This is a genomic window from Paenibacillus sp. LRG-1 (assembly GCF_057220305.1).
The window spans coordinates 276,574-303,559 of record NZ_CM170126.1 but is presented as its reverse complement, the minus strand read 5'-3'; the positions used below and the strand labels follow the sequence as shown (position 1 = coordinate 303,559).

Sequence of the window (26,986 nt, the reverse complement as noted above, 5' to 3'; positions counted from 1 at the left end):
AGGAAGAACCTACTGTGAACCAAAATAATACATCTAATTTTGAGAACGCGGAAGAAGTTATTGAGAAAATATTGCGTGAACGACATGCTACCAAAGAGTATAAAACAAACGTATTCATCCCAGAAGAAACGTTGAATGAAATTTTTGAACTTGCCGCGACAGCTCCTTCAGCCTGGAATCTTCAACACTGGCGCTTTCTGGTTATCCAGAATCAAGAACAAAAAGATCGAATCAAACCGATCGCCTATGGACAGCAACAGATTTCAGATGCTTCTGCTGTTGTTGTCATTCTCGGTGATCTTGAGGCAAACCGAACTGGCAGAGAAATGTATAACCGTCTTTATGAGTCAGAATTCATCTCGAAAGCAGTGCGAGACATCTTGTTCTCCCAAATCGAAGGAGGCTATCAAAGCCCTCAATTCGCTAGGGATGAAGCAAACAAAAATGCAGCTCTCGCAGCTATGCAACTCATGTTAGCTGCCAAGTCGAAAGGCTACGATAGTGGTCCAATAGGTGGATTTAATCCTGCAGGACTGCTTGAAGCTCTGAATATTCCTGGGCGGTTTATCCCTGTCATGATTGTCACCCTTGGTGTAGCCGCAACCCCTGCACGTCCAACAACACGTTTCTCCCTTAATGAATTAGTTATTCATGAATCCTTTTAAGTATTCGCGACAAAGAACCATCTGTCTCAAGATGGTTCTTTTTAGTTCATTCTGCAAGAAGGCAACCAGCCTAATATCCTATTACAACAAAAAAACGAATACCAAGGCTGGTTACATCTTCGAGCTTATCCCCGCATCCTCACGCAGCCACTGAAGCACATCTCGCTGGTTATCTGGTGAGACACCGTGATCCGTCGGGTATGTTTTGAATGTGGAGTGAGAAGTCCTGGTCTGGAAATATGCCGCCGTCTCATGGCCGATGCTCACTGGAAATACAGAATCGTATTCGCCGTGGGAAATAAATACGGACACGTCCTCTGTGCTTTGCAGCGCGTATTCCGTTTTCACAAAGTCAGGCACATAGCCGTTCAACGCTACAATCCCCTTCAACTGATTGCCAAGGGTAAGCGCAAGTGACATCGACAAAATCGCTCCCTGACTGAAGCCGAGGAAATACCGTTTCTCAGGATCAACCGGATATTTATCTGTGGCATACTGTACGAACGCCTGAAGCTGTTTAATAGACCGATCAAACTGCTCACGCAGCGGATTACCCAGACTTTTCAGCTCATAATATTGGAATCCTCCACTCATGGGAAGGTCTCCACGAATGCCGATGATAATAAATTCCTCTGACAACGGCCCTACAACTCCGAACATATCCTGCTCATTGGACCCTTTCCCATGCAGTGTAAAAATGGTTGGATACTTACGGTTGGGATCAAGCTGGCTGGGCAGGTGAATATCATAGCTATATAAAGACGACATATTATTTCCCCCTCTTAACAATAAGTTTATTGCATACCTCCACGGATACAGTTCACTACATACCATTCCTAAACAGGATCATCAAACCTAAAATATTAGTAATATTTATTTTATATTTATAATAGAAATGTACTCTTCAAAAGGAAACATGTCAACCCGTATGAAAACTTTCCAACTGCTCCCTCCACTCAATTTATATTCGTGAACTGATATAATGGAAGAGTTAAGCTACTACCCGATCAACTATTCTCTCTTAGGAGACTAATGCATATGAAACCAACTTATCTTATGGATGATATACAGTGGCAACAGCTTATTGAAAACGTGGCTGACCATTTTAATGACGTGACGATCAAACGAGGTTTCCAGTATTTTAAGCAAGGAAAGGTAAAAGAATTTGCAATGCCTGATGCCGACCATATCGCAGCTGTCGTGGATGGAAGCGAGCTATACGAGGTGGATCTTCACTTGAGTGCTTTTGCTGCCAGCAGATGCACATGCCCTGTCCACACCAACTGCAAGCATATGATCGCCGTACTACTGAATTACGCGAATGAACAGGAACGTTCTGTACATGCTTTAGTGAACGCTCATTCGGCGGGATTCACCCGATTGGCGGCAAAAGCTGACACGCGTACCACACCTCCTTCCCGGTCGAATCTTTCACCGGATCACAGGGAAGCAACAAGAAACGCTCTCAGTAAAACAGCAAGCAAGATACCAGACATGCCCATTTCAGAGTGGCATGATCTGTTCGATCAGTGTATCGCCCTTAACCGTGTGAACACACAAAATTCCCAATATGTCCAAAGCGCTTTAGCCTCGATCTATGCTGTGAAGCCGCCGCTTTCACCCGGCATGCAACAGCTATACGGACTGCATGCTCATCTGCGTGTGCTGGAAAAGCTGGTACCTCAGTCTCCCATGCCGGGCTATCCCTCTCATACCTATATGGGGTATTACACGCAAATCGCTGCCGATGAGCTTAAAGAAGCTATCGAGCGTGATTTTGAGAGTCCACTGGAGCTGACCGATGAACCGATGCAAGAAGCCCGTATGGCAGAAACCTTAGCCTATTTACGCCAAAAAATGCTGACAGAATCGCGTAACGGTACTTATTTTTCAGACGCGTATTATCAGTTTTGGCTTCACTGGGTGCACAGGGTGCATCACGAAAGGCAGGACTCCAGCATATATACGGAGGAATTACAGCATTTACAGGCCGCTGAGGAGGAGCTCGGCACAACTTTAGCACGGCTTCCGTGGATGTTGGCTCGCAGCTGGATGCATATTTTCCAATCGCACGATAACGAAGCCTGGGTACTGCTTCAGGAGGCGGAAGGAGCTTTTCCACTAAAAGTCTCTTCCAGTCAGTTGCTTTTGTTCTTACAGGCGCTGCGTAAAGCCGAGGATTGGGCACGTCTCAAGGACGGACTGCGACATATCGGCCCCCTGCTTCACAGTCATCGGGATGACCATTTACAAGATTATATACATGATTGGGATCTGGTTTTACAGCACCTTCCAGAAGCGGAGCAGGACATGTGGGACACGCTGGTGGGTATGCTTCCATTTGCCGGGGGAATGTATGAAGAGGCGCTGCTTGCTCACGAAAAATGGCGGTCATGGATCGACTATCAGCTAAGCATACGCAGTGAACCTTTGAGTTTTCGGGTGAGTGTGTTGCAGCCCATTGAAAAGAACGCGCCTGAGTTACTACTCCCCTTTTACCATCAAGCGGTAGAACGTTATGTGTTGGAAAAAAACAGAGCCAGCTATAAAGCAGCAGTCAAGCTGTTAAAGCGACTGTTCAAGCTGTACAAGAAAATGAAGCAGGAATCACGCTGGGAGCTGTTCTTTACGACCTTCACCAGCCGTCATAGCCGCCTGCGGGCGCTACAGGAGGAATTACGGAAAGGGAAATTGTTATCATGAATCAATATACCGAAACGATTACCGTCCATATCCAATTAACTACCTATGGAGACGCGCTGATCTATGGCGATTCCTCCATGAACTATAGCATTTCCGGCCAAATTCTGAAGCAGCGTTTGTTTGCTTGGCATGAGGCCTCGTTTTATGGCACCGAGCTGGAGATTCAACATGTTCAAGACACGGATATTATCCTGCTACCCTCGGAGCAGGTGATTCCTTTTCTGGCAGAGCGCGAGCTTCTGAAGCATATTGAATGGATCTGGGACGAGGCCAATGCCCCGTGGCTCCGGCTGATCCCTTTACTTGCTCACTGTATTGAGGCGAAAGCATATGTGCCCAGCTTCACAGCGTTCCAGGCGGGGAAGCTGCAATGGAAGTGGGATGCGGAAGCACTGGAAAACATCCAACCGGCAGAGCTTGCTTTGCTCGACCGCTTGGAGAAGGACGAGCAGGAAGGGCTGATAGCGGCGTTCTCGGCTGCCGTATTTCAGCGCTGGTACGGCACCGAAGCGGAAGCCGCCGATTTGCGAAGAGAATATCCGATTCTCTTCGCCCCCAATCGCCCGGCGGCGGGTCTGGACGCGCGGGCCTGGCTCATCGCCATCGGCTGGAAAGCCGATACCGCGCCATTTCGGCCACTTCTGCAACTGCTAGAGCCAGAGCTGGAGGACGACGAGCCGTCCTGGCAGCTCAAGCTTGTGTTGCAGGACAAGCAAGACCCGGCGTTGCTGGTGTCTGTACAGCTCGCCGATGATGGGTACGCATCCGGCTCATGGCCCGATGCCTGGACAGCACATGTCCGTGAGCGCTCTGCCGGGTGGCTAGAACGTTTGACCTCGATTTTGCCCGCCGGGCAGCGTGCCGGAAGCCGCGATGACGTGCTGAATCGCCCGCTCTCCGACGAAGCGGCGTGGCAATTCCTGACGACCGACAGCCAGCGTCTGCTGGAAGGCGGTTGGCAGGTGCTGCTCCCGGCTTGGTGGGAGGCAGCTACCCGCAAGAAGCCAAAGCTGCGGGCCAAGGTACGCCCGGGCGAAGGGGCGGGAGAGCGCACGAAGGGTAGCTCGCTGTTCGGACTGGACTCGATTGTCCAGTTCGATTGGCGTGTTGCCATCGGTGATGCCGATCTCAGCGAGTCGGAATTCGCCGAGCTGGTCGCTCGCAACGAGCGCTTGGTGCGCTTCCGCGGGCAATGGATCGCGCTCGACCCCGCGTTGCTGGCGCAGATCCGCCGGGCCATGGCCGGGATCAACAGTGCTCAGGGATTGTCCTTTCAGGACATCCTGCAGCTACACCTGCTCGGCAACGCCGACGAGCCTGAAGGCGACGCCTCGGGCGAGCAGCCGGAGGATGCGGCACGCTTCCGACTGGAAGTCGAGCTGAATGCCCATCTGCTGAAGCTGATCAGCCAGCTCGGACGGCAGTCGGAATGGCCTGCATTGGACGTGCCGGACGGGCTGCAAGCCGAGCTGCGGACGTATCAGCGGGACGGGTATGCATGGCTTGCTTTTTTACGTCGCTTTGGACTGGGTGCCTGTCTGGCCGATGATATGGGACTCGGTAAAACAGTGCAGTTTATTACTTATTTACTGCACCTACAGGATATTGCCGCCGAGACGGGCGTCCGCTCCAGTTCGCTGCTGATTTGCCCGACTTCGGTGCTGGGCAACTGGCAGAAGGAACTCAGCCGCTTCGCCCCTTCATTGAAGGTGATGCTGCACTATGGAAGCAAGCGGGAGCAGGGAGACCTGTTCCGCGAAGAAGTGGAGCAGGCCGATGTCATCCTGACCTCCTTCGCTACGGCAACCCTGGATCAAGAGCTGCTACAAAGCATGACCTGGGATTCAGTCTGCCTGGATGAAGCGCAGAACATTAAAAATGCGCAAACCAAGCAATCCACAGCCGTGCGCAGCTTTCCTGCACGTCATCGGATTGCGTTGACTGGGACACCTATTGAAAATCGCTTGTCAGAGCTATGGTCCATTTATGATTTTATCAATCCAGGTTATCTGGGCAGCTCACGCGCCTTTAGCAATCGCTTCATTAATGCTATTGAGAAGGAACATAACGAGCAGCGCACGTTAGATTTGCAAAAGCTGGTTCAGCCCTTCATGCTGCGGCGCAAGAAGAAGGACCCTGCTATACAGCTTGATTTGCCTGACAAGAATGAGATGAAAACCTACATTCATCTGACCTCTGAGCAGGGCGCGCTCTATGACCAGATTGTCAAAGAGTTGATGGAACGGATGCAGAAGCTGGAAGGGATTGAACGGAAAGGAGCCATTTTATCCGCCCTTACCCAGTTGAAGCAGCTTTGTGACCATCCTGCCCTCTTAACCAAGGAGGCGCTCCCAGATAGCGCGGCTTCCGGTTATAGTCAGTCCGATCTTGAAGCGGTCATTAGCCGTTCATCCAAGCTGGAGCGCATTCTGGCTATGGTCAAGGAACTGCGGGAGGAGGGCGAGCGCTGCCTTATTTTTACACAGTATATTGGTATGGGACAGATGCTCCAGCGGGTACTCGCTCAGGAGCTGCAAGAGCCCGTGCTCTATCTGAACGGCAGCACATCCAAAACTGCGCGTGACCGAATGATTGATCAATTCCAATCTCACACGCTACCCCCTGCCGAGCAGCCATCCGTGTTTATTTTATCGCTCAAAGCCGGGGGGGTGGGCCTGAATCTGACAGCCGCCAACCACGTCTTTCACTTTGATCGCTGGTGGAACCCAGCTGTTGAAAATCAGGCCACAGACCGCGCCTACCGGATGGGGCAAACGAAGGATGTACAGGTGCACAAATTTATCTCGCTGGGCACGCTTGAGGAACGCATTGATGAAATGCTGGAGAGCAAGCAGCAGCTTAGCGACCAAATCATAACCAGTACCGAGGGCTGGATTACTGAGCTGTCTACAGACGCGTTAAAAGACCTCTTTACGCTACGACGCGATTGGGCATAAGGAGGTCCAAAATCGAACTATAATGTACATGGAATGCCATTTTGAGTTCGATATATACCTATTTTTAAGAAGTCGTAGTTTATAACACAGTCCAAAACTCCTTTGTGTGCATTTACTATCTCATCACAACAAAGGAGTTGATTTGAAGTGGCCATTCGTCCTCCACAAACATTGAAATCTACGGGCAGGAAGGTTCCTGTTACGAGATATCGCAATGTGAGTCCAACACAAACCCTGCGCCGATTTACGGTCATCTGGGCTAACACAAACGGTGTTCCTTTTAACACAACTGGATTTTTTGCTATACTCCGGCGTCTAGATGGAAGCTTTGTGCAAGCTGCAGGCTTCGATGGTTTTGGTACTGCCCGATTCAGCAGAGTCCGTACACCTACGAACCAGGCTTTTATTCTGCGTACCTTTAGAGACGATGGAACGCTATTCCGGGTTAGAACCGTACCTGCTGGCGTGTCCTCGTTTGTCGTTATTGGTTAAGTTCGTACCGAACGCAGCCTTAACGTAGGTAACCAAAAAAGCAGCCAGAAACAGAGCATATCTGTCCTGGCTGCTTTTTTATATGGCCTACCTATTCGGAATCTTCTTCCACTATTGCATTTTTCGTAACGGACGTATTGTACACCGTTTTGAGCCAGCTTTCACTCGACCAGTTCAGCTTGCCTGCACCCGCTCCATCCTTGGCCTGCAATTGAGCAACCAGGTTAGCAGGGTCTTCGGCAGTATAGCTGTATGGCAACGTTGTGAACCCATTCCAAGAGAAGTTCTTGGTCTTCGCAGGATAAGGGGCTAATGGGCTATTCGCTTCTTCGCTGCCTCCTCTGAATACGGTACCGTTGTCGGAGAAGATGACGTCTTCAGCCTTGATTTTTCCTGTGTAGTCATCTTTTTTAGGATCTTTTTGATTATTACGCACTGGAGAAAACACATCAATTAAATAAGACTTTTCTAGCAATACCGCACCGTTTTCTGTTGAAATCGCACCGTTACCCACGACGTCAAAATGGTATCCTTTTGCGGCAATTGCTTTAGCCATGTCAGAAGTGATTCTTTTTTTGGCTCTGGCCAATCCAGCATCGTCCATAACGATGTTATATGCATGAGCATTACCAGCACGCAGACGAGGCATACGATCCTGAATATCCAGGTAGTAATTATGATGCAGCGTTACCTCCAGGTCTGCATTGTCGGAAGCCATTTCCGTAGCACCAATCAGATGAGCCTTCTTTTGTCCTGCTGCAATATCAATGATATCTTCTTTACTCATGCCTACTGCACTGCTTCTCAGATAAGCGTACATAGGATAGGAAGACTTGTCTGCTTCCATCGCGTTGACTTGTTGGGTTACCCAGCTGTTGGAGCTGCGGTCATCTCCTTTGAACAAAGACCAAGAAATCGTAACTCCGTTACTACCTTTTTTCACATCTACCAGACCATCATAGGCTTTGTTAAATGTGCAATGGTCGATCCATACCTTGGAACTTGTACCTTCGATGGTAACATAATCCCAGTCATTCTTATCATAGTTCCCTTTGGTTGCTTCATCCCACTCCCAAAGTTCATCAAATTCGAGGTTACGGAAAATCAAATTGGAGCTTCTTTTGATAACAAAGCCGGCATGTTTGATTTTCGCACCATTGGCAGAGAAAATCGTAACCCCATTCATATTTTCGATATAGACTTTGCTCACACCTGTCTTTTTCAGAACAGGATGCGTCTGTACAGGGTTGTTGGCACTAAAAGGCATTACTTTGGCAGCACTAGGAATTTCATTCCAACCGAGATCAAGATCGTTCATAATCTCAATCACTTTGACTTTGCTGCCTTTCTTCAGTGCTTCGTTGAGATCTACAGCGTTATAAACCTTTTTGTAGTTGGCATCTGTATCCGCAATATTGCCACCACCTGTATTACCATACGAAAAGCCAGTCAAATTATAGTTATTTTTGGAGGTTGCGTTATGATCCACTCCAGGAGTCGGTTTCTCTGTACCTGGTGTCGGATTCACAGGCGGTGTTCCTGGTTCTCCCTCAGAAGAAGCACCGGATACAATCACATTATCGAATTGGGCAGCTGTTTTAGAAGTTACCAAACCAATGGCTCCAGCAGTGAGGCTGGTGTCTGTTGCGGACAGCTCCAGTTGATCATTGACATACATTTTGATTTCCGAACCGGATAGTTCCAGCTTGACTCTGTACCATGTATTCGTGTCCAGTTTGTATTTTTTATTGGTAGCCAGTGTCTTCATAGAGCCTTTGACTTTTTTTCGAATCTCAAGAGCTCCGTCTTTCTTGTTGTACAACGATGCTGCATAGAAGTTGTTGGAATCTGTGTATCTACCTGCAACGTAGACTCGATTGGAGCCATTAAAATCATTTACATATACATCTGCTTGCACGCTATAGTTCGTCCATGAGGCATTACCTTTGACGGAATGGCTTTCGCTTCGACTAGATTGTTGGTATGTAGAACCATTCCCATCCTTGACCACAGACCAGTTCCCCGAACCTACGGTCCAGCCTTGAGCTTCTCCTTGCTCAAAATCGTCACTTATCTGTAAATTTCCATCTGCATGTGCATGACCTAGCAACGGTAATGATAAAGACAGTACCAACGTACTGCTTAACATTACACTTGCACATTTTTTTAACAAACTCGACTTCATATAACAATCCCCTTCTTGATTAGATTCATGAATACTAAAGCAAAGGTTGCACCGTTCATCGGACATGACATGCCCCAACGGTATATAACGTACTGATGAAGGGAATAATATCCCAACACCAATGAGGGCCCCAAGCGCTATACTCCAATAATTATAGGCTTTTAAATAAATATTAAAATATGTCTAATTACTTATCTTTTGTCTTAATTTTTCTATTAATTTTGCATCCTGTTTCGTGAACACGCCAAATGCTGTTTCATAAAATCACAAAAAACGATATTTTTTTATTTTTGTATAAGACATACAGTTGTCATATTGAGAATGGTACATATAAAGGAGTGAGTATCATCCATATCATTTAAAGGAGCGATTAGATGTCCAGCTACGACTACGCTTCCAAATTGGAGTTAAAAGAAGCCATTCATGCCTCCTACTTACGATTTGACGGTGAATTCCAGGAGATCGACGAGAGCCAAAAGGATATTCGTATCCCCGAAGTAGATAAAACACCCGCAGAAATGATCGCCTACCAGCTCGGATGGCTTCATCTTGTCATGACATGGGACAGGGACGAACGGGAAGGAAAAACTGTCATCATGCCCGCTCCCAATTATAAATGGAATAGACTAGGCGAACTATATCAATCATTTTACAAGACCTATTCCCACCAATCTTTACGTGAATTACGTGATATGTTCAAGTTGACTGAGCAAAAGTGGCTGGATTGGATCGACACACTTAGCCATGAAGAGCTCTTCACTCAAGGCGTTCACAACTGGACGGGTACTAACCCGAACTGGCCCATGGCAAGATGGATTCACATCAACTCGGTGGCACCGTTTAAAACATTCAGAGCCAGGATACGGAAATGGAAGAAATACAAAGTTCAACAGTGATGAAAAAAAGTGTGCATTGTGCTACAATACTTGAGTTGTATCGGGATACATTTAGGGAAGGGTAAGTGAAACGCCATGCTTATTATTGGTATTGCCGGCGGTACAGGTTCCGGTAAATCGACGGTAGCACGCGCCGTCGTTGAGCGTCTGGGATCTAATAAAGTGACTTTCATATCTCAGGATAACTATTATAAAGACCATTCACATCTGAGTTATGATGAACGTGCTTTGGTCAATTATGATCATCCGTTTGCCTTTGACAACGAATTGCTTATTGAGCATCTCCAATGTCTGAAAAAAGGACAAGCGACACAAGCACCAGTGTATGACTTTACGGTTCATGCACGCTCCACGGACGAGACGGTAGAGCTTCTTCCAAATCACATCGTTATGTTGGAGGGTCTGCATGTGCTGTCAGACGAAAAGCTCCGCAGCCTGCTTGACATCAAAGTATTTGTGGATACTGACCCTGATGTGCGCATTCTCCGTCGGGTTCTTCGCGATATTGAGGAAAGAGGCCGCACCATCCATTCGATTCACGATCACTATTTGACTACGGTTAAGCCGATGCATGAGGCATTTATTGAGCCTTCCAAGAAATACGCTGACCTGATCCTTCCTGAGGGAGGACACAATGAGGTTGGTATTCAACTGCTGTCTATTTTGACTGAAAAATATTTGGCAGGAGATCGGACATGGGGTACTGTATAAGGTAATCCTGGTCGTTTAGGCTGTCGAGATTTTCTCGGCTGCCTTTTTTGTTGTTTTATATGCCATTTGGACTAAATTATTTTGGAATCCCCGTGTGGTTTATGTTAGCATGTAAAGATTAAATGCTTTAGATTTAAGCCAAGTTGGAAGCGTTGTCAAATATGTGCCTCAGATGATATGACGTCCACGTGATGGGGGTCTTTTTTGAATCAGGATTTTTGCAAAATCCTCGAATAGGTATAATTACGGAGAGTGCTGCCATGAATGAGCTATGCAACATTTTGATTGTCGATGATGAGATATTGGTACGGCAAGGGATTAAACACCATTTATCGTGGGAACAGTATGGATTTCGAATTGTAGGTGAGGCTTCTAACGGGAAAGAAGCATTGGAGCTGATTGAAACCTTGCGCCCTCATATTGTCATTACAGATATCGTAATGCCAATCATGGATGGCGAGGAGCTGACGCGCATAGTCAGACAGAACTATCCAGATATCGAAGTCATCGTGCTTAGCAGTTACGGTGAATTTAATTACGTGCGATCCACCTTTCAACAAGGGGTTGCTGACTATATTTTAAAGCCCAAGCTGGACACGGATGAGCTACTCCAAGTGCTCCAGAGAACCGCTCGCAAAATTCCATCCATTCAATATCAGGCAGATGCTAATAATAGTCAAATTACAATAGATCATGTGATCGAAAAGCTGATCTCCGGATATAGCATGGACTATGACGCTGAGCTGCTGAAGCAAGCATTTCCTTATGTCCGTTTTGCGCTTATAGGCGTGGAACAGTCAGCACCGCAGAATAAAGGACGCTCTATCTCTGCCTCGGACCTATTTTCCAAGCTATCAGATCAAGTATCCTCTGCCTGTGAGCACATCGTACTGCGACAACTGCCGTCTGATGTCTATGCGGCTGTGATTTTAGCCAATCTTGATCCACGGGAAGTAGACGCCTGGATGGCTGCGGTTAGGGAAGTTGCTCAGGAGACAAAGCGGGTCGATCCACAGACAGGCTGGGCAGTTAGCCATTTATTTGATGACTTCAATCAGATTAGTGACGTCTATCAGGATGAACTGCCAAAACTGCTGAGTTACCGCTTTTATTTCCCAGGAACAGCGCTGCTAATAGAAGACGAACTCCCTCCGCCTGTACAGGTGAACAGCTCGTTCAACTTAAAACAGTTTACAGAAGAGATGAAGCGTGAGCATTTTGATACAGCTTTTCAGGATTTGAGATCCTATGTAGCCGCCATGTCCGGCAACTATACCTCTACCGCTTTTGAATTCAAATCGCTTCTCGGAAATATCGTGTTCAACATTACGATTTTGCTTGGGAATCAGGGGTATGATATGAAGGAGCTGGATGCGGCGAAATATTCCTATTTCAAAACAATTAATGATGCCCCTCATGTACATGAAGCCGTGCGCCTTCTGGAGACTTTTTTGGAGGAAGCGAACAGACAGATCATGGCTAAAACGCAGCAAGGAAGTAGCGCAAGCATGAAAAAACTGCTGGAGTATATTGAGGAGCATCATGCTGAAACACTCAATTTGACGACACTTGGGCAATATTTTCATTTTAACCCTTCCTACTTGTCCAGTTATTTTACAGCACACCATACAGAGGGTTTTAGCGAGTATCTAAACAAAATTCGGGTCGAAAAAGCCGCGGAGTTACTACGGTCGGGGACGATGTCCATTTCGGATATTAGCAGCACGGTAGGCTATTCGGACCCCAGCTATTTTACCAAAGTGTTCAAAAAAGTGAAGGGTTACTCGCCCAGCCAGTACCGCCGGGAGCATCTCTATTAGAGAGTAAGCCACATCTGCCAGCAGAAAAGAGATTGATTATGAAAAGGTATATCCATAAGATCAAATATCAAGGTCTGTTCTTCAAAATCTTTATTGTTATGGTGGTCAGCATCACTGCGGTGTCCTTGCTGACCTCTTTGGTGACGATTCGGATGTCTGAACGACTTTTTGCTGAGACATTCAGTATTACAAATGCCAAGGTACTCAGCCAGATTCAATCCAGCTTTGAATCCTTCAATGATTCTATCGTGAATGCCGTAACCCATGCTTCGGAAAATGGAACGGTCAAAAACTATCTGACTGGCGGTCAATCTGACTCGATTAACTCGGCAAGAATTTACTTCGGAATGGCACAGCAAATGAAGCAAATTAAATCGAACGTCGATGCCTATGATGTCGGTGTCGCTGTAACAGGTCTGAACGGCCGGAGCTTTTACTCTGACTCGTCCTATTGGCCTGTAACTGCGGAAGAGCTTAAAAGCAATGCTATTACAGCCCGAAGTGTAGCACGACCGGCACAGCTTATGTATCAGTTGGATACTGAATTATTTCAGCAACAAATGAATAATACCGCGCAAAAGCCAACACCCTATATTATCGCCTCCAAACCATTTATGGAGCGGACCAGCGGCACCCTGTACGGCATGATCTACATCGCTATCCGGGAACCTGAATTTCGCCGTTTCTACAACAATTTCACAAGCAATGGCAATGATGTGCTTATTTTGGACAAGTCGGGACTGATTGTATCAAGCAACCGCCAGGACCTGATCGGACAACGCTCCAGTGAGCTGCTAGGCTATGCCACAAAAATCAATGAACAGGGACTTAACTACATTAATGCAGAAGTGATGAATAAGGAGAGTATCCTCCTTTCCAACTATATCCCTTCATTTGATTTTTATCTGGTGAACATGATCGACAGACAAGCGGCGATTGGACAAATTATTGACGTTAAATCCGTTGTATGGATCTGCATTGCCATCGTACTGATTGCTTTGGTGATCGTTTTTCTGATATCCCGTCGTCTGATTCGTTCCCTGACTCGACTGGTCAAGCAAATGTCGACCGTACGCGAGAAAAATTTTGATAATTATATCCCGGTAACGGGCAGCTATGAGGTTAGACAATTAAGTCATGCTTACAACTACATGCTGGATGAATTAAATGACTATATCCGTAAGCTTTTAGAGACGCAAAAGGGTCAACGGAACGCAGAGCTTGCTGCACTACAACGGCAGATCAATCCGCATTTTCTGTACAATACACTGGCTTCGATCAAAATGCTGGTGCTCAAAGGAAATAAGGAAACAGCCGCCGAGACGATCAATGCACTCATTTCCTTACTGCAAAATACAATCAGCAATGTGAGTGAAACGATCACCATTGAGCAGGAAATGGCCAACATGCAAAATTATGTGTTCATTAACCATGTGCGCTATGGGCAGCGGGTACAAGTGAATTATTTTGTATCACCCGATTGTCTGGAGTACCATGTGCCCAAGCTCATCATTCAGCCTTTTATCGAAAACTCTTTTTTCCATGCGTTTAATGAAAAAAACGTAGGGCACATCTATATATTGGTGTCCAAAACGGAGGATACATTGATCTGTGAGGTGGTCGATGATGGAGACGGTATGGATTTGGACGGGCATACGGCGCAAGACGGACTTCCGAATCCCAAGAGCAAGCGCCAACTGTTCACAGGCATCGGCATCCAGAATGTGCACAACCGCATTACCCTTTTATATGGAGAAGAATACGGCGTGACCATCTCCAGTAAAAAGGGCGAGGGCACCAAAGTAAGAATGACCCTGCCATTGATTTTGAAATCAAACGACAACGACTCCACTAAATAAATCTATACACTGAGCTTCAACCTAAAAAAAGTACCTAAACCAAAACAAAATACAAATGTAAGCGGTACCTTTTTTGATAAATCATAATAATAAGACCAATCCGTATAAAGATATTCCTAACGCCGACAAAGTATGGATGGTACACTAGATTTATAAATAAGGTAACCGCTTTCATTCAAGAGGTTTAGAACTAGCAAGCAACATATAAAAAAAGAGTAGGGGTTGAACAAAATGAAAAAAATGACTTTCCTTCTGCTGATTGCAAGCTTGATCTTGCTATCCGCATGCTCCAGCAATTCCGAGAAAGCAGCGACTACCACAGATTCAGGCAAAAAAGAAATCACCGTCTGGGCTTGGGACCCGAACTTTAATATCGCAGCCCTGAAGCTGGCAAAAGATCGCTACGTTGCCAAACATCCAGATGTAACCGTAAACATTGTTGAATATGCTCAAAACGATATCGTACAAAAAATGAATGCCGGTCTTAACTCCGGTTCTACCAAAGGACTGCCGAACGTGGTTCTGATCGAGGATTATCGGGCACAGAACTTCCTGCAAGCCTATCCCGATTCTTTCCATGATATGAGCAGCACGATCAAAGCAACCGACTTCGCTGATTATAAAATCGGACCGACTAGCTACAACGGCAAACAGTATGGTGTTCCATTCGACTCCGGTGTTATGGGACTGTATGTAAGAACGGACTATCTGGAACAAGCCGGCTACAAAGTAGCGGACCTGACTAATATTGATTGGGACAAATTTATTGAAATTGGTAAAGCCGTAAAACAAAAAACAGGCAAAGAAATGCTGACTCAAGATCCAAATGACCTCGGTCTGATCCGTGGTATGATCCAAACTGCAGGTTCATGGTACCTGAAAGAAGACGGTAAAACACCAAACCTGGCTGGTAATCCAGCTCTGAAAGAAGCGCTCTTGACGTACAAATCCTTGTTCGACGCTAACATTGTTAAAATGAATGCCGACTGGAGTCAGTTCCTGGCCGCATTCAACAGCGGTGCAGTTGCTTCCGTACCTACAGGTAACTGGATTACACCTTCGATCAAAGCAGAAGCTTCGCAATCGGGTAAATGGGCCGTTGTTCCTTTCCCTAAGCTGAAAAATATACCTGAATCCGTGAATGCTTCCAGCCTCGGCGGCAGCTCCTGGTATGTCCTTAACTCGGACGGTCAAGATACCGCTGCTGATTTCCTGAAAGAGACATTCGGAACAGATCAAGAACTGTATCAAGATATGCTGAGCAAAATTGGAATTGTCGGTTCATTGAACGCAGCTTCCAGCGGTAAAGCTTATGACGTGGAAGATCCGTACTTCGGAGGCGACAAAGTATACAAGAAATTTGCAGAATGGACTAAGCAAGTTCCAAAAGTCAATTATGGCCTGCACACGTATGCCATTGAGGATATCATGACCGTTGAAATTCAAAACTATCTGAACGGAAAAGATGTAGACGCAGTTCTGAAAGATGCTCAAGGACAGGCGGAAGCACAGCTTAAATAAGACAGTCCATCTAGCCAAGGCTAAACAATAAAACGATAAGCACTTAAAACCTTGGGCTTGCGAGTTCAAGGTTTTATTGCTGCACAGGGAGTTGACATGGTATGAAGACAGCCGCGCCCAAAATAACTACAACACGTCTCAAAGCAGGTATGACAGGATGGTTGTTCATATCCATCGCAGTGATCATGATCGCCGCTTTTTATTTCTATCCGATGATTCAGGCGCTTATCTTGTCCTTTAAGACAGGTACAGGGTCTAATCTGAGCTTTAACGGCATTGATAACTACAAGCGACTCTTCACCGATAAAATGTTTATAACCGCCGTGAAGAATACGTTTATCTATTTAATTTTCCAGGTACCTTTGATGGTCATTCTGGCTCTGTTCATTTCGGTATTGTTGAATGATAAAAACCTGAAATTCAAGGGCTTTTTCCGCACAGCTATCTTCTTGCCGTGTATCACATCCCTTGTAGCATATTCGGTTGTCTTCAAGTACTTGTTCTCGTCTGACGGTCTGGTAAACTCCTTATTGCTGAATCTGCACGTGATTGGCACGCCCATCCAATGGATTACAGATCCTTTCTGGGCCAAGGTTACAATTATTATCGCGATCACATGGCGCTGGACTGGTTATAATATGATCTTTTACCTATCCGGTCTTCAGAACATTGACAGTTCCATCTACGAAGCGGCCCGTATTGACGGAGCTTCCCCTATCCGACAGTTTTTCAGCATTACAGTTCCACTGCTTAAGCCGATTATCCTGTTCACTTCGATTACATCAACGATTGGTACACTCCAACTCTTCGATGAAATTATGAATATTACCAAGGGTGGGCCAGGGAACGCGACATCTTCAATTTCGCAATATATTTACAATCTCTCCTTCAAATATTCATCCGACTTTGGTTATGCGGCGACCGTATCTTATTCCATCGTCATTATGATCATTATCTTGTCGATTATCCAGTTCAAAGTGGCAGGTGAGAAAAAATGATGAAAACAAAAAGAGCATTTACGTACGCCTTTCTGATCATTGTGTCGTTCGTTTCGATTTTCCCGTTCCTCTGGATGCTATCCAGCTCCACGAACCTGTCGGTCGATGTGACCAAAGGCAAGCTTCTGCCTGGCTCCCATCTGATGGATAACATGCACAATTTGCTTGAGAAAGTAGACATCGTTACCGCACTAAGTAACTCTGCAAAAGTCTCCATCTCAACTACGCTGCTGGCTATGCTAATCGCATCACTGGCCGGTTATGGCTTTGAAATTTACAGAAGTAAAGCGAAAGACGTTGTCTTCAATATCCTGCTGATGTCTATGATGATTCCGTTTGCGGCGATCATGATCCCGCTCTACCGGATGTTCGGCAGTATTTCTAATGTCATACCGTGGATCGGTATTGATACACTCTCTTCTGTCGTCATTCCGACCGTAACTACGGCGTTCCTGATCTTCTTTTTCCGTCAAAGCACCAAGATGTTTCCAAAGGATCTACTGGAAGCAGGTCGTATGGATGGATTATCCGAGCTGGGTCTGTTCTTCCGGGTGTATATGCCCACGATGAAAACAACCTATGCCGCTGCCGCGATCATCACATTCATGTCCAGCTGGAACAACTACCTCTGGCCTCTGATTGTGCTGCAAACGCCGGAGAATCAAACGATTCCGCTGTTGATCTCGAACCTTGGCTCCAGCTATGCACCGGATTACGGTGTCATCATGATCGCCATTGTCCTGTCCACACTGCCGACTGCACTGGTATTCTTCCTGATGCAGAAACACTTTGTAGCGGGCATGGTGGGTTCGGTTAAATAACAGACTTCTGTGTACGATCTTCAGTTCATTTTAAAAATAAGGAGTGTTCGCCTTGACCATCCATACCCCTAGTCTGGACTGGCTGACCGACGTAACCAAATTTGCTGTACATCGGCTGCCCGCCTATTCCGATCACAAATATTACGCTACGCTTCAGGAAGCGGAGCAGCAAGCTGATATGGCTTGGCGTCATAGCCTGAATGGGAGCTGGAAGTTTAACTATGCAACGAATCCAGCCAGCCGTCCGGTAGAGTTCTATGCCCCTGGCTTTGAGTATGGCGGCTGGAGCGATATTCAGGTACCGGGTCACATTCAGACGCAAGGCTTTGGCCAAATGCAGTACGTGAATACGATGTATCCATGGGACGGACATTCGGACGTTCGTCCACCCCATATTCCGGAGGACCACAACCCGGTCGGGAGCTATATCAAAAGCTTTGTTTTGCCGGAAAATATGGCTTCGGGCGCGCAGCCTGTGTTCATTTCCTTCCAAGGCGTCGAGTCGGCTTTCTATGTATGGCTGAACGGACAATTTGTCGGTTACAGCGAGGACAGCTTTACACCGTCTGATTTTGAACTGACACCGTTCCTGCAAGCAGGCGAAAACAAGCTGGCAGTAGAGGTATATCAAAGAAGTACGGGAGCGTGGCTGGAGGATCAGGACTTTTGGCGTTTTTCCGGTATTTTCAGAGACGTATATCTCTATACCATCCCTACTCTTCACGTACGTGACCTACATGCCAAAGCGGATCTGGATGCTTCCTACACGCAGGGCCTTCTGGAGCTGAAATTGACCTTGGAAAAGCCGGCAACGGCCTATGCAACTGTCGATGTGAAAGATGCTGCCGGCCATGTTGTAGCTTCTTTGAAAGCTGACTTTACTGATGGCACAGCTTCGCTGTCAGCAGCCTTGGAGCAAGTGCAGCGCTGGAGCGCGGAGAAACCTTATTTGTACACGTTGTTCATTCAAATTTATGATGCCAGTGGATCGCTCGTGGAAGTCATTCCACAAAAAATTGGCTTCCGTAAATTTGAGCTGATAAACAAGGTCATGCATTTGAACGGCAAACGCATCGTCTTTAAAGGTGTGAACCGCCATGAATTTAACGCTCGCACCGGACGTGCGATTTCCCGTGAAGATATGCTGTGGGATATCCGGACGCTCAAGCAGAACAATATGAACGCTGTTCGTACCTCTCATTATCCAAATCAGACTCTGTGGTATGAGCTATGCGATGAGTACGGGGTCTATGTAATTGATGAAATGAACTTGGAAACACACGGTTCCTGGCAAAAACTCGGCGCCGTCGAGCCATCGTGGAATATTCCCGCCAATCTGCCTGAGTGGCAGGATATCGTCATGGATCGCGCCATTTCCATGCTGGAACGGGACAAAAACCATGCGTCCATTCTGATTTGGTCCTGCGGCAATGAGTCATATGCAGGTGAAGTGCTGCGCAATGTAGCCAACTATTTCCGAGCCACCGACCCGAGCCGTTTGGTACACTACGAAGGCGTGTTTCACAACCGTACGTACGATGATACCAGCGATATGGAGAGCCGGATGTACGCCAAACCCGCAGATATCGAGCAATATCTAAACGACAATCCGCAAAAGCCGTATATCAGTTGCGAATACATGCATGCGATGGGCAATTCCGTAGGCGGCATGCACAAGTATACAGAGCTGGAGAACAAATATGAGCTGTATCAGGGCGGTTTTATATGGGATTATATTGATCAGGCTGTTATGAAAAAAGATCGCTACGGACGCGAGTACCTCGCGATCGGCGGCGACTTTGACGACCGTGCCACAGACTATGGCTTCTGTACGGACGGAATTGTCTATGCGGACCGGAAGGTTTCGCCGAAGATGCAGGAGGTCAAATTCCTGTATCAAAATCTGAAGCTCACCCCGGATACCAAAGGCGTAACCATTCGCAATGAAAGCCTGTTCGAGGGAACGGGCGACTATGAGCTAGTATACAGTCTACTGCATGAAGGCCAAGAAATCGCACGTAATGCCATTCATGTAGATGTGGCGGCTCAGACCGAAGCGTATATTCCATTGACGTTCCCAAGCACAGACAAGAAGCCTGGGGAATATGTCATTCACACGGCGCTCGTATTGAAGGAAGCGACGCTCTGGGCTGAGGCTGGGCATGAAGTAGCCTTCGGACAACATATTTTCATTGTGGAAGATCCAAATCCGCTGAGAGCTCCTACAGGTGGAGCCCTACGAGTGGTGCATGGCGATGTTAACATTGGCGTTCACGGTGCAGATTTCAGTATCATGTTCTCCAAAGGAGCAGGCAGCCTGACTTCACTTCGCTACGCCGGACGTGAGATGATCGCCATGCCTCCTGCCCCATTGTTCTGGCGGGCGACCACAGACAATGATCGGGGAACTGCTCTGGGCTTCGAAGCCGGTGGCTGGTTCGCTGCAAGCCTGACGCGTAAATGTGTAGGCATCGAGGTCACGGAAGAGCAGACAGACCGTGTGACCATTACGTTCCGCTACACCCTAAGCATTCATGCCGACGTACAGGTAACGGTAGCCTACACCGTCTTGGCGGATGGCAGTCTGAACGTAAAATCGACTTATGAAGGCGTCTCAGGACTGCCTAATCTGCCGATCTTTGCCCTTTCGTTCAAGGTTCCGGCAGACTACCGCCATCTGGACTGGTACGCGATGGGACCGGAAGAGAATTACATCGACCGTGCCTTTGGCGCGAGACTAGGCGTATTCCGTAACGAAGCTGCGGATAACGTATCCGGGTATGTCGTACCGCAGGAATCCGGTAACCGTACAGGCGTGCGCCGTGTCGATATTACCGACGATTCTCAACGCGGTATTCGCATTACTGCTCCTGCCACCGCACCTGTGGAATGCAATATTTCGCCGTTTACAGCGTTTGAGCTGGAAAGTGCCTACCATCTGTATGAGCTACCAAACGTGTATTACACCGTTGTCACCATAGCCGGTAAACAAATGGGCGTAGGCGGCGACGATAGCTGGGGAGCTCCGGTACATGAAGAATACCAAATTACAGCCGATCAAAAGCTGGAATTCGAATTTACCGTGCAACGAGTATAAATAAGCACGCTCACTGTATAGACAAGTAGATATAACAAAAGCCCTTCCGCTGCTTCCCTCATGAGAAGCTAAAGCTGGAAGGGCTTTTGTATTTACGTATCTGCAGAATAGGCAGCGATGGCCATATCTATTTCAAAAAAACTTCAATATCACGTCCAGGATCGCTGTACTTGTAGATGCCAGGATTTAGTTCCAATTTTCCGTCTAATTCAATGTTTTTGTAACGGTCAACATTAACTCCTGTGGATACCATGCCCTTCGCAATAATCTCAGGCACTACTTCTTTGCCGTTAATTCGCATCGTTGTTTGGTTGACGCCTTTGAAGCCAGGGGAACCGGATTTCGATTCGACAATCAAATCTTTTCCCTCCGTATAGTATGTGAAATCAATTTGATAACCGTCCGCATTAAGCTCAGCGAACTGTTTTTCTTCTTTAGGTTTATGAAGAGTGATCCAATTCTTAGACGTATCACGTTTCTCGATGACAGCATCTTTCAATATAAGTTTCATTGGAACATCAGACCAGTCCTTATACCACTCTGGAGATTCAAATTGATATAAGTGTTGATAATTTTCAGGACCAGCTCCTTTAATATTCCACCCTCCGTTAATTTTTTTATCACCTATAACCAGCTGAGCTGTTTTATAATGAACAATTCCTTTTTTAAGTGAATCACGCTCTGTTACTAGAATTTCAATATCCAAGGGGGTAACAATCAGTTGGTCTAAGGTAGTGCCTGTATTTTCTTGGAATTCAGCGCTGCTATGCAGCTTCTTGGAATAAATCGCTTCACTTGCTTTTTTTCCATCCGCTTCAAATTCGAACTTCCAAGTACCTTCAATTCTTTTTGCTTCCTCAATGTAACAAAAATGAAGGTTTGCCTTTTTCCAATCTTGTGCAGTCATGTTGAATACCTGCTCAATATGCAAGTCTGGGCTGTCGCTAGGTAGAATGGTTGGGATGGCGTCTATCTCTTTGTCGCCCACTTTCATTACCAAATGCGGGTTCCCACGTCCTAAATCGGATGGAGCTGCAGCAACTCTAAAGCGGACAACAGTCTTGTTGTTGGTTTGTCGAACGGATTCTATATAAATGTTAGGATACTGCTTGGTCCCGGTAACGAGGGTATCCCCGGCTTGATGATCCGTCTTTAAAGGAATATCCTGATTACGATAAAAAATTAGATTCTGTGCCTCAAGTGTGTAATCTTTTTTACGATCCTTTAAAGTATCAATAGTTTCATAAATGCCAAGGAGTTTCTGGCTTTTAGGATCGTAATTTAAATATCCGTGTGCTTGTTCCTTGGTATCAGAATTGCTAGTTACCATAGTTTTCTCTATAGCAAACCCAATATAACTGGTTGGATCGGTTCCTGGATCCAGAGAGATAAGCATTTTCATTTTTTCGCCATCCGTTACAACACCATTCAAATTCATCGTAATGCCTGCACTGGATGCTTTTAGATCATACCGCTGGCCAATATCGTTATTTAGCGCATTGGTTACACTACGTCCGCCTATTCTATCCCAATTGATAGTCACACTAGCGAATACAGGGATGGCGACGAGCAGAAAACATGAGAATACGATACTCGCTGGAACAATTTTTGCTCTATGCATAGGTGCTTCCTGGGACTGTTGCAGAGTTGCTTTTCGTTTGGTTGCTTCCTGTTCTATATTTACCCACATTGCATCATATTCAGGTTGAGGAATGTTCTGTTCTTTTTCAAAATACCGACTCACTGCTACTCATCTCCTTTACTTGGGATATCACCATTTTTTTTAGCAGTTTAAGCCCCCGATTTAATCTAGATTTAGCTGTTCCTTCGGGTATATTTATAACTCTAGAGATCTCCGGCACAGTCAATTCGTTTACATAACGAAGGACCACGACCATTCGAATTTTATCTGGAAGCTTGTTATATAGCTTGTGTAGCTCTGTCTTAGTTTCTTGATGATATAAGCTCTCTTCCACCGGATTAAATAAATGAGGGCGTGACAATAAAAAAGTTCGTATTTCCTTCATCAGTCCAGTTTTCCGCCTTCTAAGCACATTGCTGCACTCATTAGAAGCAATTCGTAAAATCCATGATTTGAGATCTTGTACTCTGGACCTGTCGGCCAAAAGTGCTTTGACAAACACTTCCTGGCAAACATCTTCTGCATCTGCTTGATTTTGCATCAAATAATAACAAAAATAATATATCTGCTCCTTATATAGTTCAAACAGCTCTCGATCAGTCATATACGTGCACCTCCCTTGTTGTGGTCTCATCTATTAAGACTAATAACGGAGTACAATCGTTCATTTACATCGAAAAAAGGCGGCCCTGTATAGGACCACCTACAAACCTACTGTGCCATATGCTCAATTCACTGCTTTTATCAATCAAAAAACCGCCCTGCTCTAACCGCCATCATTTGCCCTAAATCAGCATGAGTCTGCCGCATCGGGCTAGCTCGTAGCAAGATTGACATATGTGTTCGAGAAATCAAGGTTCTTCAAGTCTCTTTGATCGATCAAAAATTCCAAATACCCTGCGTCCCACCAGCACATACCAACCTCGTCCAAAGAAGAGACCGAGAGCAGAACATGCCAATTTTCCGAAGCCTGATCGTGCTTTTCCCGATTCGTCTGATATTCTTGCAGCTGAGACAACACCTCGGATCGTAAATGCTCCGCATAATCCGTACTTCCCCTATGCATAGCTTGCTCGATTTCCTTATGGATCTGACTCTCACTCTTATGCCAGTTAAACAGAAGACCCTCCAGCCCGTTTCGGCGTAGATAAGCATCCCGCCGGGTGTTCCCTGCAAAAGATTGATGCTGACCCCACACCGTGTCACTTTGTTCACAAACAAGCTCATACAGCTCTTCATACTGATCTACAAGAACATCTCCTAGCTCACCCTCCGACCGCAGGGTAACAATCGGCTGAAAAGAAATTGCATAAGATGTGAAACCCCTGTTCTCAGCACATACTTCAACCTTCCCGGTCGGTGGCAAGGTTTTCTTCAAAGCGCTGCTGTCACCGTTATAGTAAAAGATTTTATGGTCAATATCATAGGCGGGCTCATCCAGCCCAAGAAAAAAGTAAAGTATACCCTGATGAGGCAACCCCTCGTATGGGGAAAAAGGCATTTCACCCAAATTGATTTGAGCAATAAACGTATAATATTCTCCGTCTGAATCACACGGCCACTCGATCGAGGGCGGCAAATCCGGGTAGCCGGCGATCCGACTATTTCCAATGTGTTCGTAATTTTCCTCATGATCCACATGAAATTGTATAGCAGCTTGAGCTTCCTGATGAATCTCTTCTTTTAAATCTTCATCCAGTGAATGCCCTTCCAGTATTCGAGTCAGTTCATCCTTTAATAGTGGTTGTAGCATCTCGCTCGCCCCTTTTCATGAAGTAATAATATAGCCTGCAACCATTTAAACCCTTACCTCAGATTACCAAATAAAAGCCTGACAATCTATTTTTCTAGCAGATATAAGTTGAATTAAAAAGTATATGTTTATATACCCTGAAACCATGTATAATTGTTATAACAGTTGAATAGTATAATAAGGAGGATAAAGAGATGGGTAAGGTGATTGGAATGGAACGTAAAATTACTAAATTCGGAAATAGCTTAGGGATTACTATGACAGAAGCCATTAAGCAGCTCGGACTGGGCCAAGGAGATACAGTTCAGGTTGAAGTAGATCACAAGAGCGGACAAATCATTATACAAAAATCGAACAAAATAACTCTGCCCTCAGGGTTAAGTGATGATTTTCTTGAAAATCTTTCTCAAGTAATGGATTCATATGACGAAACCCTTAAAGGACTTAAGGATAGATGAGCAGCATTCGTTTCTTAACCATTCAAGAAGTTATAGCTATTAATGTCGCTATGATTGAAAGATACAGCAAAGGCGAACAAATCGGCGTCAAAGATACCAGTCTACTTGAGTCTGCTGTTCTACGTCCTCAATCATCAGCTTTTAGTGAAGATGCGTACCCCACAATATTCAGCAAAGCCGCTGCATTATTCGAATCCCTAGGGCAAAACCATCCTTTTCACAATGCAAACAAGCGAACAGCTTTTACTGCATTACTCATTTTTTTGCGCTACAATGGCTTTCAATTTAAAATGGATCAGAAAGCAGCCGAAGACTTTACTGTAGATATGGTTAATCATAAATTTTCGTTGAATCAGCTGGCTTTATTAATCGAGCTCCACTCTTCCAAACTACATGTGTGAACCTAAAAAAGAGATCACGAATGATCTCTTTTTTAGGTTCAATGGTAATCATTGCTCTTGACTGCAAGCACCTGACGGGCGATTAGCATAAAGGCATCAAAGGAATGGCAATGCTTTAATCGTTCCAGCGTCTCTTCTTGGCGGATCAGTTCTACAAACAAATCATAAATCCCCATGGCCTGTTCGTAGTCCTCTTTGCAGATTGAAAGCAGGAATACCACATGAACCTCATGGTTGGCATCCCAAGGAATTGGATTTTCCAGCAAGCACACGCTTACGACCGTTCGGTTAGAGCTTAGCTCCAGGGGATGGGGGATGGCCATCCCTCGATCCAATGCAGTAGAGCCCAGCTTCTCTCTTTCTTTGACTGCTGGCAAAAACTTGTCAGTCACCACTCCTTTTTGCTTTAAAATACCACTCATTTCTTCAATCAGGGCATCTTTGCTCGGCTGATCGGATCGGGTCATAAACCATTGCTTGTCAAAATACCGTAGCAGTGAAGTTTCCTGCTCCTCATCGCTGGCCCGTACCATCCGCGTCATTGTCTCCATATCCCGTTCCGAAGGAATCGGGCTAATCACCGCGGACGGTTTATCCTTACGCTGCTGTAAGTGAATGGTCGAAACGACGAGGTCCTCATCGACGGTGGACATCTCCTCGTATTCCCGAAGTGAAACCACTCGGGATACATCCAGCTCAGCGAACAGCGAACGCAGCCTGGATTCTAGAATCCGGGCGGTTCCGTAGCCGGAGCCGCACACCAGCAACACGGTTTTACGACGTCGATGAGGGATATTGTATTTGCGTTCCAATGCAGCCCCGATATGAAGTGCCAAATAACCGATTTCGTTATCGTTGATGTCGTACGGAAACGATTTTTGTAGTTCTTTTACCGCACCAACTGTGATTTCATAGGCAAGCGGATAATACTTGCGAATATGTCCAAGCAGTGGATTACGCATGTTCATACCATGCTCCAGCCGGGTCAGCATTGGCTTCAAATGTACAAATAAATCCTTGGACAGCCGTTCATCGTCACGCAAGTCATAGGTAAAGCGTTCGTAGACGAATGTCAGCATCCCGCGCACTGCTAAGAAGAGACGATCGGACTGGAGGCGCTCCCACTCGGTTTCGGCCATCTTTTTGCTGACGACATGCAGCAGAACATAATCGAACTCTCCTTCTGGACAGGTGATGCCAAAGGCCTCTTCCATCTCCCTCAGCATGGCGCTAGCCAATTCAATATCCCGCGGACTGCCCACCACCGCCTCAAAGCGTTCTAAACCATGTCCTTCCTTCACTCGCAGCACCATGACCGCCAAATGAGTGATGAGATCTTTCAGCGCCAAATCAGCCATTTTGGTCCCAACGCTCCGCAAATGCTTTAGAATAATTGTCCGGATTTGCGGTAGATCCAATCCTTGAAACAGCTGTTGTTGTTCCAAGGGCATGTCGCTGCGTTGTCCCTCTTCATCGCGGACGTCAGCATATTCAGCCAGGCAGTAACGAATACTCTTTTCTTCCCCAATCACCTTTACACCATGTCCCGGCTTGGTGCGCAGAGTAAGGCTATAATCCTCCAGAATCCGACGGATGATTTTAGAATCATTATTCATCGTGGCCCGGCTAATATATAGCTCATCGGCGAGATCTTCCATCTTCACGTATTCCCTCGCATTCAGCAGCTTGAACAGCTCATACCGTATGCGCTCTTCCGGAGCCCCCGGTAGCCGCTGACTTACTTCTGTTTCTTCCTGACTTTCATCCGCAAAAAAATGGTATTTCTCACGATCATCAACCCTAATCGTATAGCCGCTACCCCTCTTGGATTCCAGATATGCTCCATATTCATTCAGCATACTGTCCAGCTTCTTAAGATCATCGCGGATGGTCCGCTCTGTTACCTCCAGCCGCTCAGCGAGCGCTTTGGTGGTCCAAGACCAGCCTTGATCATTTCCACTGACGAGCTGGTACAGCTTTTTCAAGCGTTTGTAGGGAAAAATCATG

Annotated in this window: 20 protein-coding genes; 14 read left to right on the top strand and 6 right to left on the bottom strand. The window is 46.2% G+C overall.

Annotated features, from left to right (window positions below; all coding sequences use genetic code 11):
- Window positions 1-14: 14 nt before the first annotated feature.
- The gene (locus ACUUJN_RS01305; RefSeq protein ID WP_075153556.1) at window positions 15-665 is read left to right on the top strand and encodes a nitroreductase family protein; all 651 of its coding nucleotides are present in this window, start codon (window positions 15-17) and stop codon (window positions 663-665) included.
- A 111-nt stretch (window positions 666-776) separates the two neighbouring features.
- Here the strand turns inward: ACUUJN_RS01305 and ACUUJN_RS01300 are convergent, their stop codons facing one another.
- Window positions 777-1,433, bottom strand: a complete 657-nt coding sequence (locus tag ACUUJN_RS01300; RefSeq protein WP_075153555.1) for an alpha/beta hydrolase — start codon at window positions 1,431-1,433, stop codon at window positions 777-779.
- A gap of 270 nt (window positions 1,434-1,703) precedes the next feature.
- Between ACUUJN_RS01300 and ACUUJN_RS01295 the strand changes: the two genes are divergently transcribed.
- The 3 genes from ACUUJN_RS01295 to ACUUJN_RS01285 all read left to right on the top strand — a co-directional run bounded on the left by ACUUJN_RS01295 (window position 1,704) and on the right by ACUUJN_RS01285 (window position 6,817).
- Window positions 1,704-3,368, top strand: a complete 1,665-nt coding sequence (locus ACUUJN_RS01295) for an SWIM zinc finger family protein (RefSeq protein WP_053324408.1) — start codon at window positions 1,704-1,706, stop codon at window positions 3,366-3,368.
- Window positions 3,365-6,325 (top strand): DEAD/DEAH box helicase, encoded by a 2,961-nt coding sequence (locus ACUUJN_RS01290; protein WP_484669184.1) that lies wholly within the window; start codon window positions 3,365-3,367, stop codon window positions 6,323-6,325. Before ACUUJN_RS01295 ends, ACUUJN_RS01290 begins: the two co-directional genes overlap by 4 nt.
- A 147-nt stretch (window positions 6,326-6,472) precedes the next feature.
- On the top strand, window positions 6,473-6,817 hold the full coding sequence (locus ACUUJN_RS01285; RefSeq protein WP_023986544.1) for a hypothetical protein: 345 nt from the start codon (window positions 6,473-6,475) through the stop codon (window positions 6,815-6,817).
- A gap of 91 nt (window positions 6,818-6,908) precedes the next feature.
- Here ACUUJN_RS01285 and ACUUJN_RS01280 read toward each other — a convergent pair whose 3' ends face one another.
- The gene (locus ACUUJN_RS01280) at window positions 6,909-9,002 is read right to left on the bottom strand and encodes a pectate lyase family protein (protein WP_484669183.1); all 2,094 of its coding nucleotides are present in this window, start codon (window positions 9,000-9,002) and stop codon (window positions 6,909-6,911) included.
- Between the two features lie 374 nt (window positions 9,003-9,376).
- Here ACUUJN_RS01280 and ACUUJN_RS01275 point away from each other — a divergent pair, with 374 nt between their 5' ends.
- The 8 genes from ACUUJN_RS01275 to lacZ all read left to right on the top strand — a co-directional run bounded on the left by ACUUJN_RS01275 (window position 9,377) and on the right by lacZ (window position 20,725).
- Window positions 9,377-9,898: a ClbS/DfsB family four-helix bundle protein gene (locus tag ACUUJN_RS01275; protein WP_071639122.1), complete on the top strand. Its 522-nt coding sequence runs from the start codon at window positions 9,377-9,379 to the stop codon at window positions 9,896-9,898.
- 75 nt (window positions 9,899-9,973) lie between these two features.
- Window positions 9,974-10,609, top strand: a complete 636-nt coding sequence (gene udk, locus ACUUJN_RS01270; RefSeq protein WP_013308305.1) for a uridine kinase — start codon at window positions 9,974-9,976, stop codon at window positions 10,607-10,609.
- A 260-nt stretch (window positions 10,610-10,869) separates the two neighbouring features.
- Window positions 10,870-12,429: a response regulator transcription factor gene (locus tag ACUUJN_RS01265; RefSeq protein WP_484669182.1), complete on the top strand. Its 1,560-nt coding sequence runs from the start codon at window positions 10,870-10,872 to the stop codon at window positions 12,427-12,429.
- 38 nt (window positions 12,430-12,467) lie between these two features.
- Complete coding sequence (locus ACUUJN_RS01260) at window positions 12,468-14,288, top strand: cache domain-containing sensor histidine kinase (protein ID WP_484669181.1); 1,821 nt, start codon at window positions 12,468-12,470, stop codon at window positions 14,286-14,288.
- A 231-nt stretch (window positions 14,289-14,519) separates the two neighbouring features.
- Entirely contained in the window at window positions 14,520-15,809 is a 1,290-nt protein-coding gene (locus ACUUJN_RS01255; RefSeq protein WP_023986539.1) for an ABC transporter substrate-binding protein, read from the top strand.
- A 101-nt stretch (window positions 15,810-15,910) separates the two neighbouring features.
- Window positions 15,911-16,807 (top strand): carbohydrate ABC transporter permease, encoded by an 897-nt coding sequence (locus ACUUJN_RS01250; protein ID WP_013308301.1) that lies wholly within the window; start codon window positions 15,911-15,913, stop codon window positions 16,805-16,807.
- The gene (locus ACUUJN_RS01245) at window positions 16,804-17,628 is read left to right on the top strand and encodes a carbohydrate ABC transporter permease (protein WP_025722097.1); all 825 of its coding nucleotides are present in this window, start codon (window positions 16,804-16,806) and stop codon (window positions 17,626-17,628) included. Before ACUUJN_RS01250 ends, ACUUJN_RS01245 begins: the two co-directional genes overlap by 4 nt.
- A 52-nt stretch (window positions 17,629-17,680) precedes the next feature.
- On the top strand, window positions 17,681-20,725 hold the full coding sequence (lacZ, locus tag ACUUJN_RS01240) for a beta-galactosidase, LacZ type (protein ID WP_264454292.1): 3,045 nt from the start codon (window positions 17,681-17,683) through the stop codon (window positions 20,723-20,725).
- Between the two features lie 127 nt (window positions 20,726-20,852).
- Here the strand turns inward: lacZ and ACUUJN_RS01235 are convergent, their stop codons facing one another.
- From ACUUJN_RS01235 to ACUUJN_RS01225, 3 genes are all read right to left on the bottom strand, one after another.
- Window positions 20,853-22,469, bottom strand: coding sequence for a DUF4179 domain-containing protein (locus tag ACUUJN_RS01235; RefSeq protein ID WP_484669180.1), 1,617 nt, complete (start codon window positions 22,467-22,469; stop codon window positions 20,853-20,855).
- Window positions 22,453-22,971, bottom strand: a complete 519-nt coding sequence (locus ACUUJN_RS01230; RefSeq protein ID WP_484669179.1) for an RNA polymerase sigma factor — start codon at window positions 22,969-22,971, stop codon at window positions 22,453-22,455. The genes ACUUJN_RS01235 and ACUUJN_RS01230 overlap by 17 nt, the downstream gene beginning before the upstream one ends.
- 210 nt (window positions 22,972-23,181) lie before the next feature.
- Window positions 23,182-24,120, bottom strand: a complete 939-nt coding sequence (locus tag ACUUJN_RS01225; protein ID WP_484669178.1) for a YwqG family protein — start codon at window positions 24,118-24,120, stop codon at window positions 23,182-23,184.
- Between the two features lie 194 nt (window positions 24,121-24,314).
- On the opposite strand from ACUUJN_RS01225, the gene ACUUJN_RS01220 reads away from it, so the two are divergent.
- Window positions 24,315-24,578, top strand: a complete 264-nt coding sequence (locus ACUUJN_RS01220) for an AbrB/MazE/SpoVT family DNA-binding domain-containing protein (RefSeq protein WP_013308294.1) — start codon at window positions 24,315-24,317, stop codon at window positions 24,576-24,578.
- Window positions 24,575-24,979, top strand: coding sequence for a type II toxin-antitoxin system death-on-curing family toxin (locus ACUUJN_RS01215; RefSeq protein ID WP_023986534.1), 405 nt, complete (start codon window positions 24,575-24,577; stop codon window positions 24,977-24,979). Before ACUUJN_RS01220 ends, ACUUJN_RS01215 begins: the two co-directional genes overlap by 4 nt.
- 38 nt (window positions 24,980-25,017) lie before the next feature.
- Here ACUUJN_RS01215 and ACUUJN_RS01210 read toward each other — a convergent pair whose 3' ends face one another.
- Window positions 25,018-26,985 carry a BglG family transcription antiterminator gene (locus ACUUJN_RS01210; RefSeq protein WP_341063620.1) on the bottom strand — a complete coding sequence of 656 codons (1,968 nt, stop codon included), beginning with the start codon at window positions 26,983-26,985 and terminating at the stop codon, window positions 25,018-25,020.
- Window position 26,986: the final 1 nt, after the last annotated feature.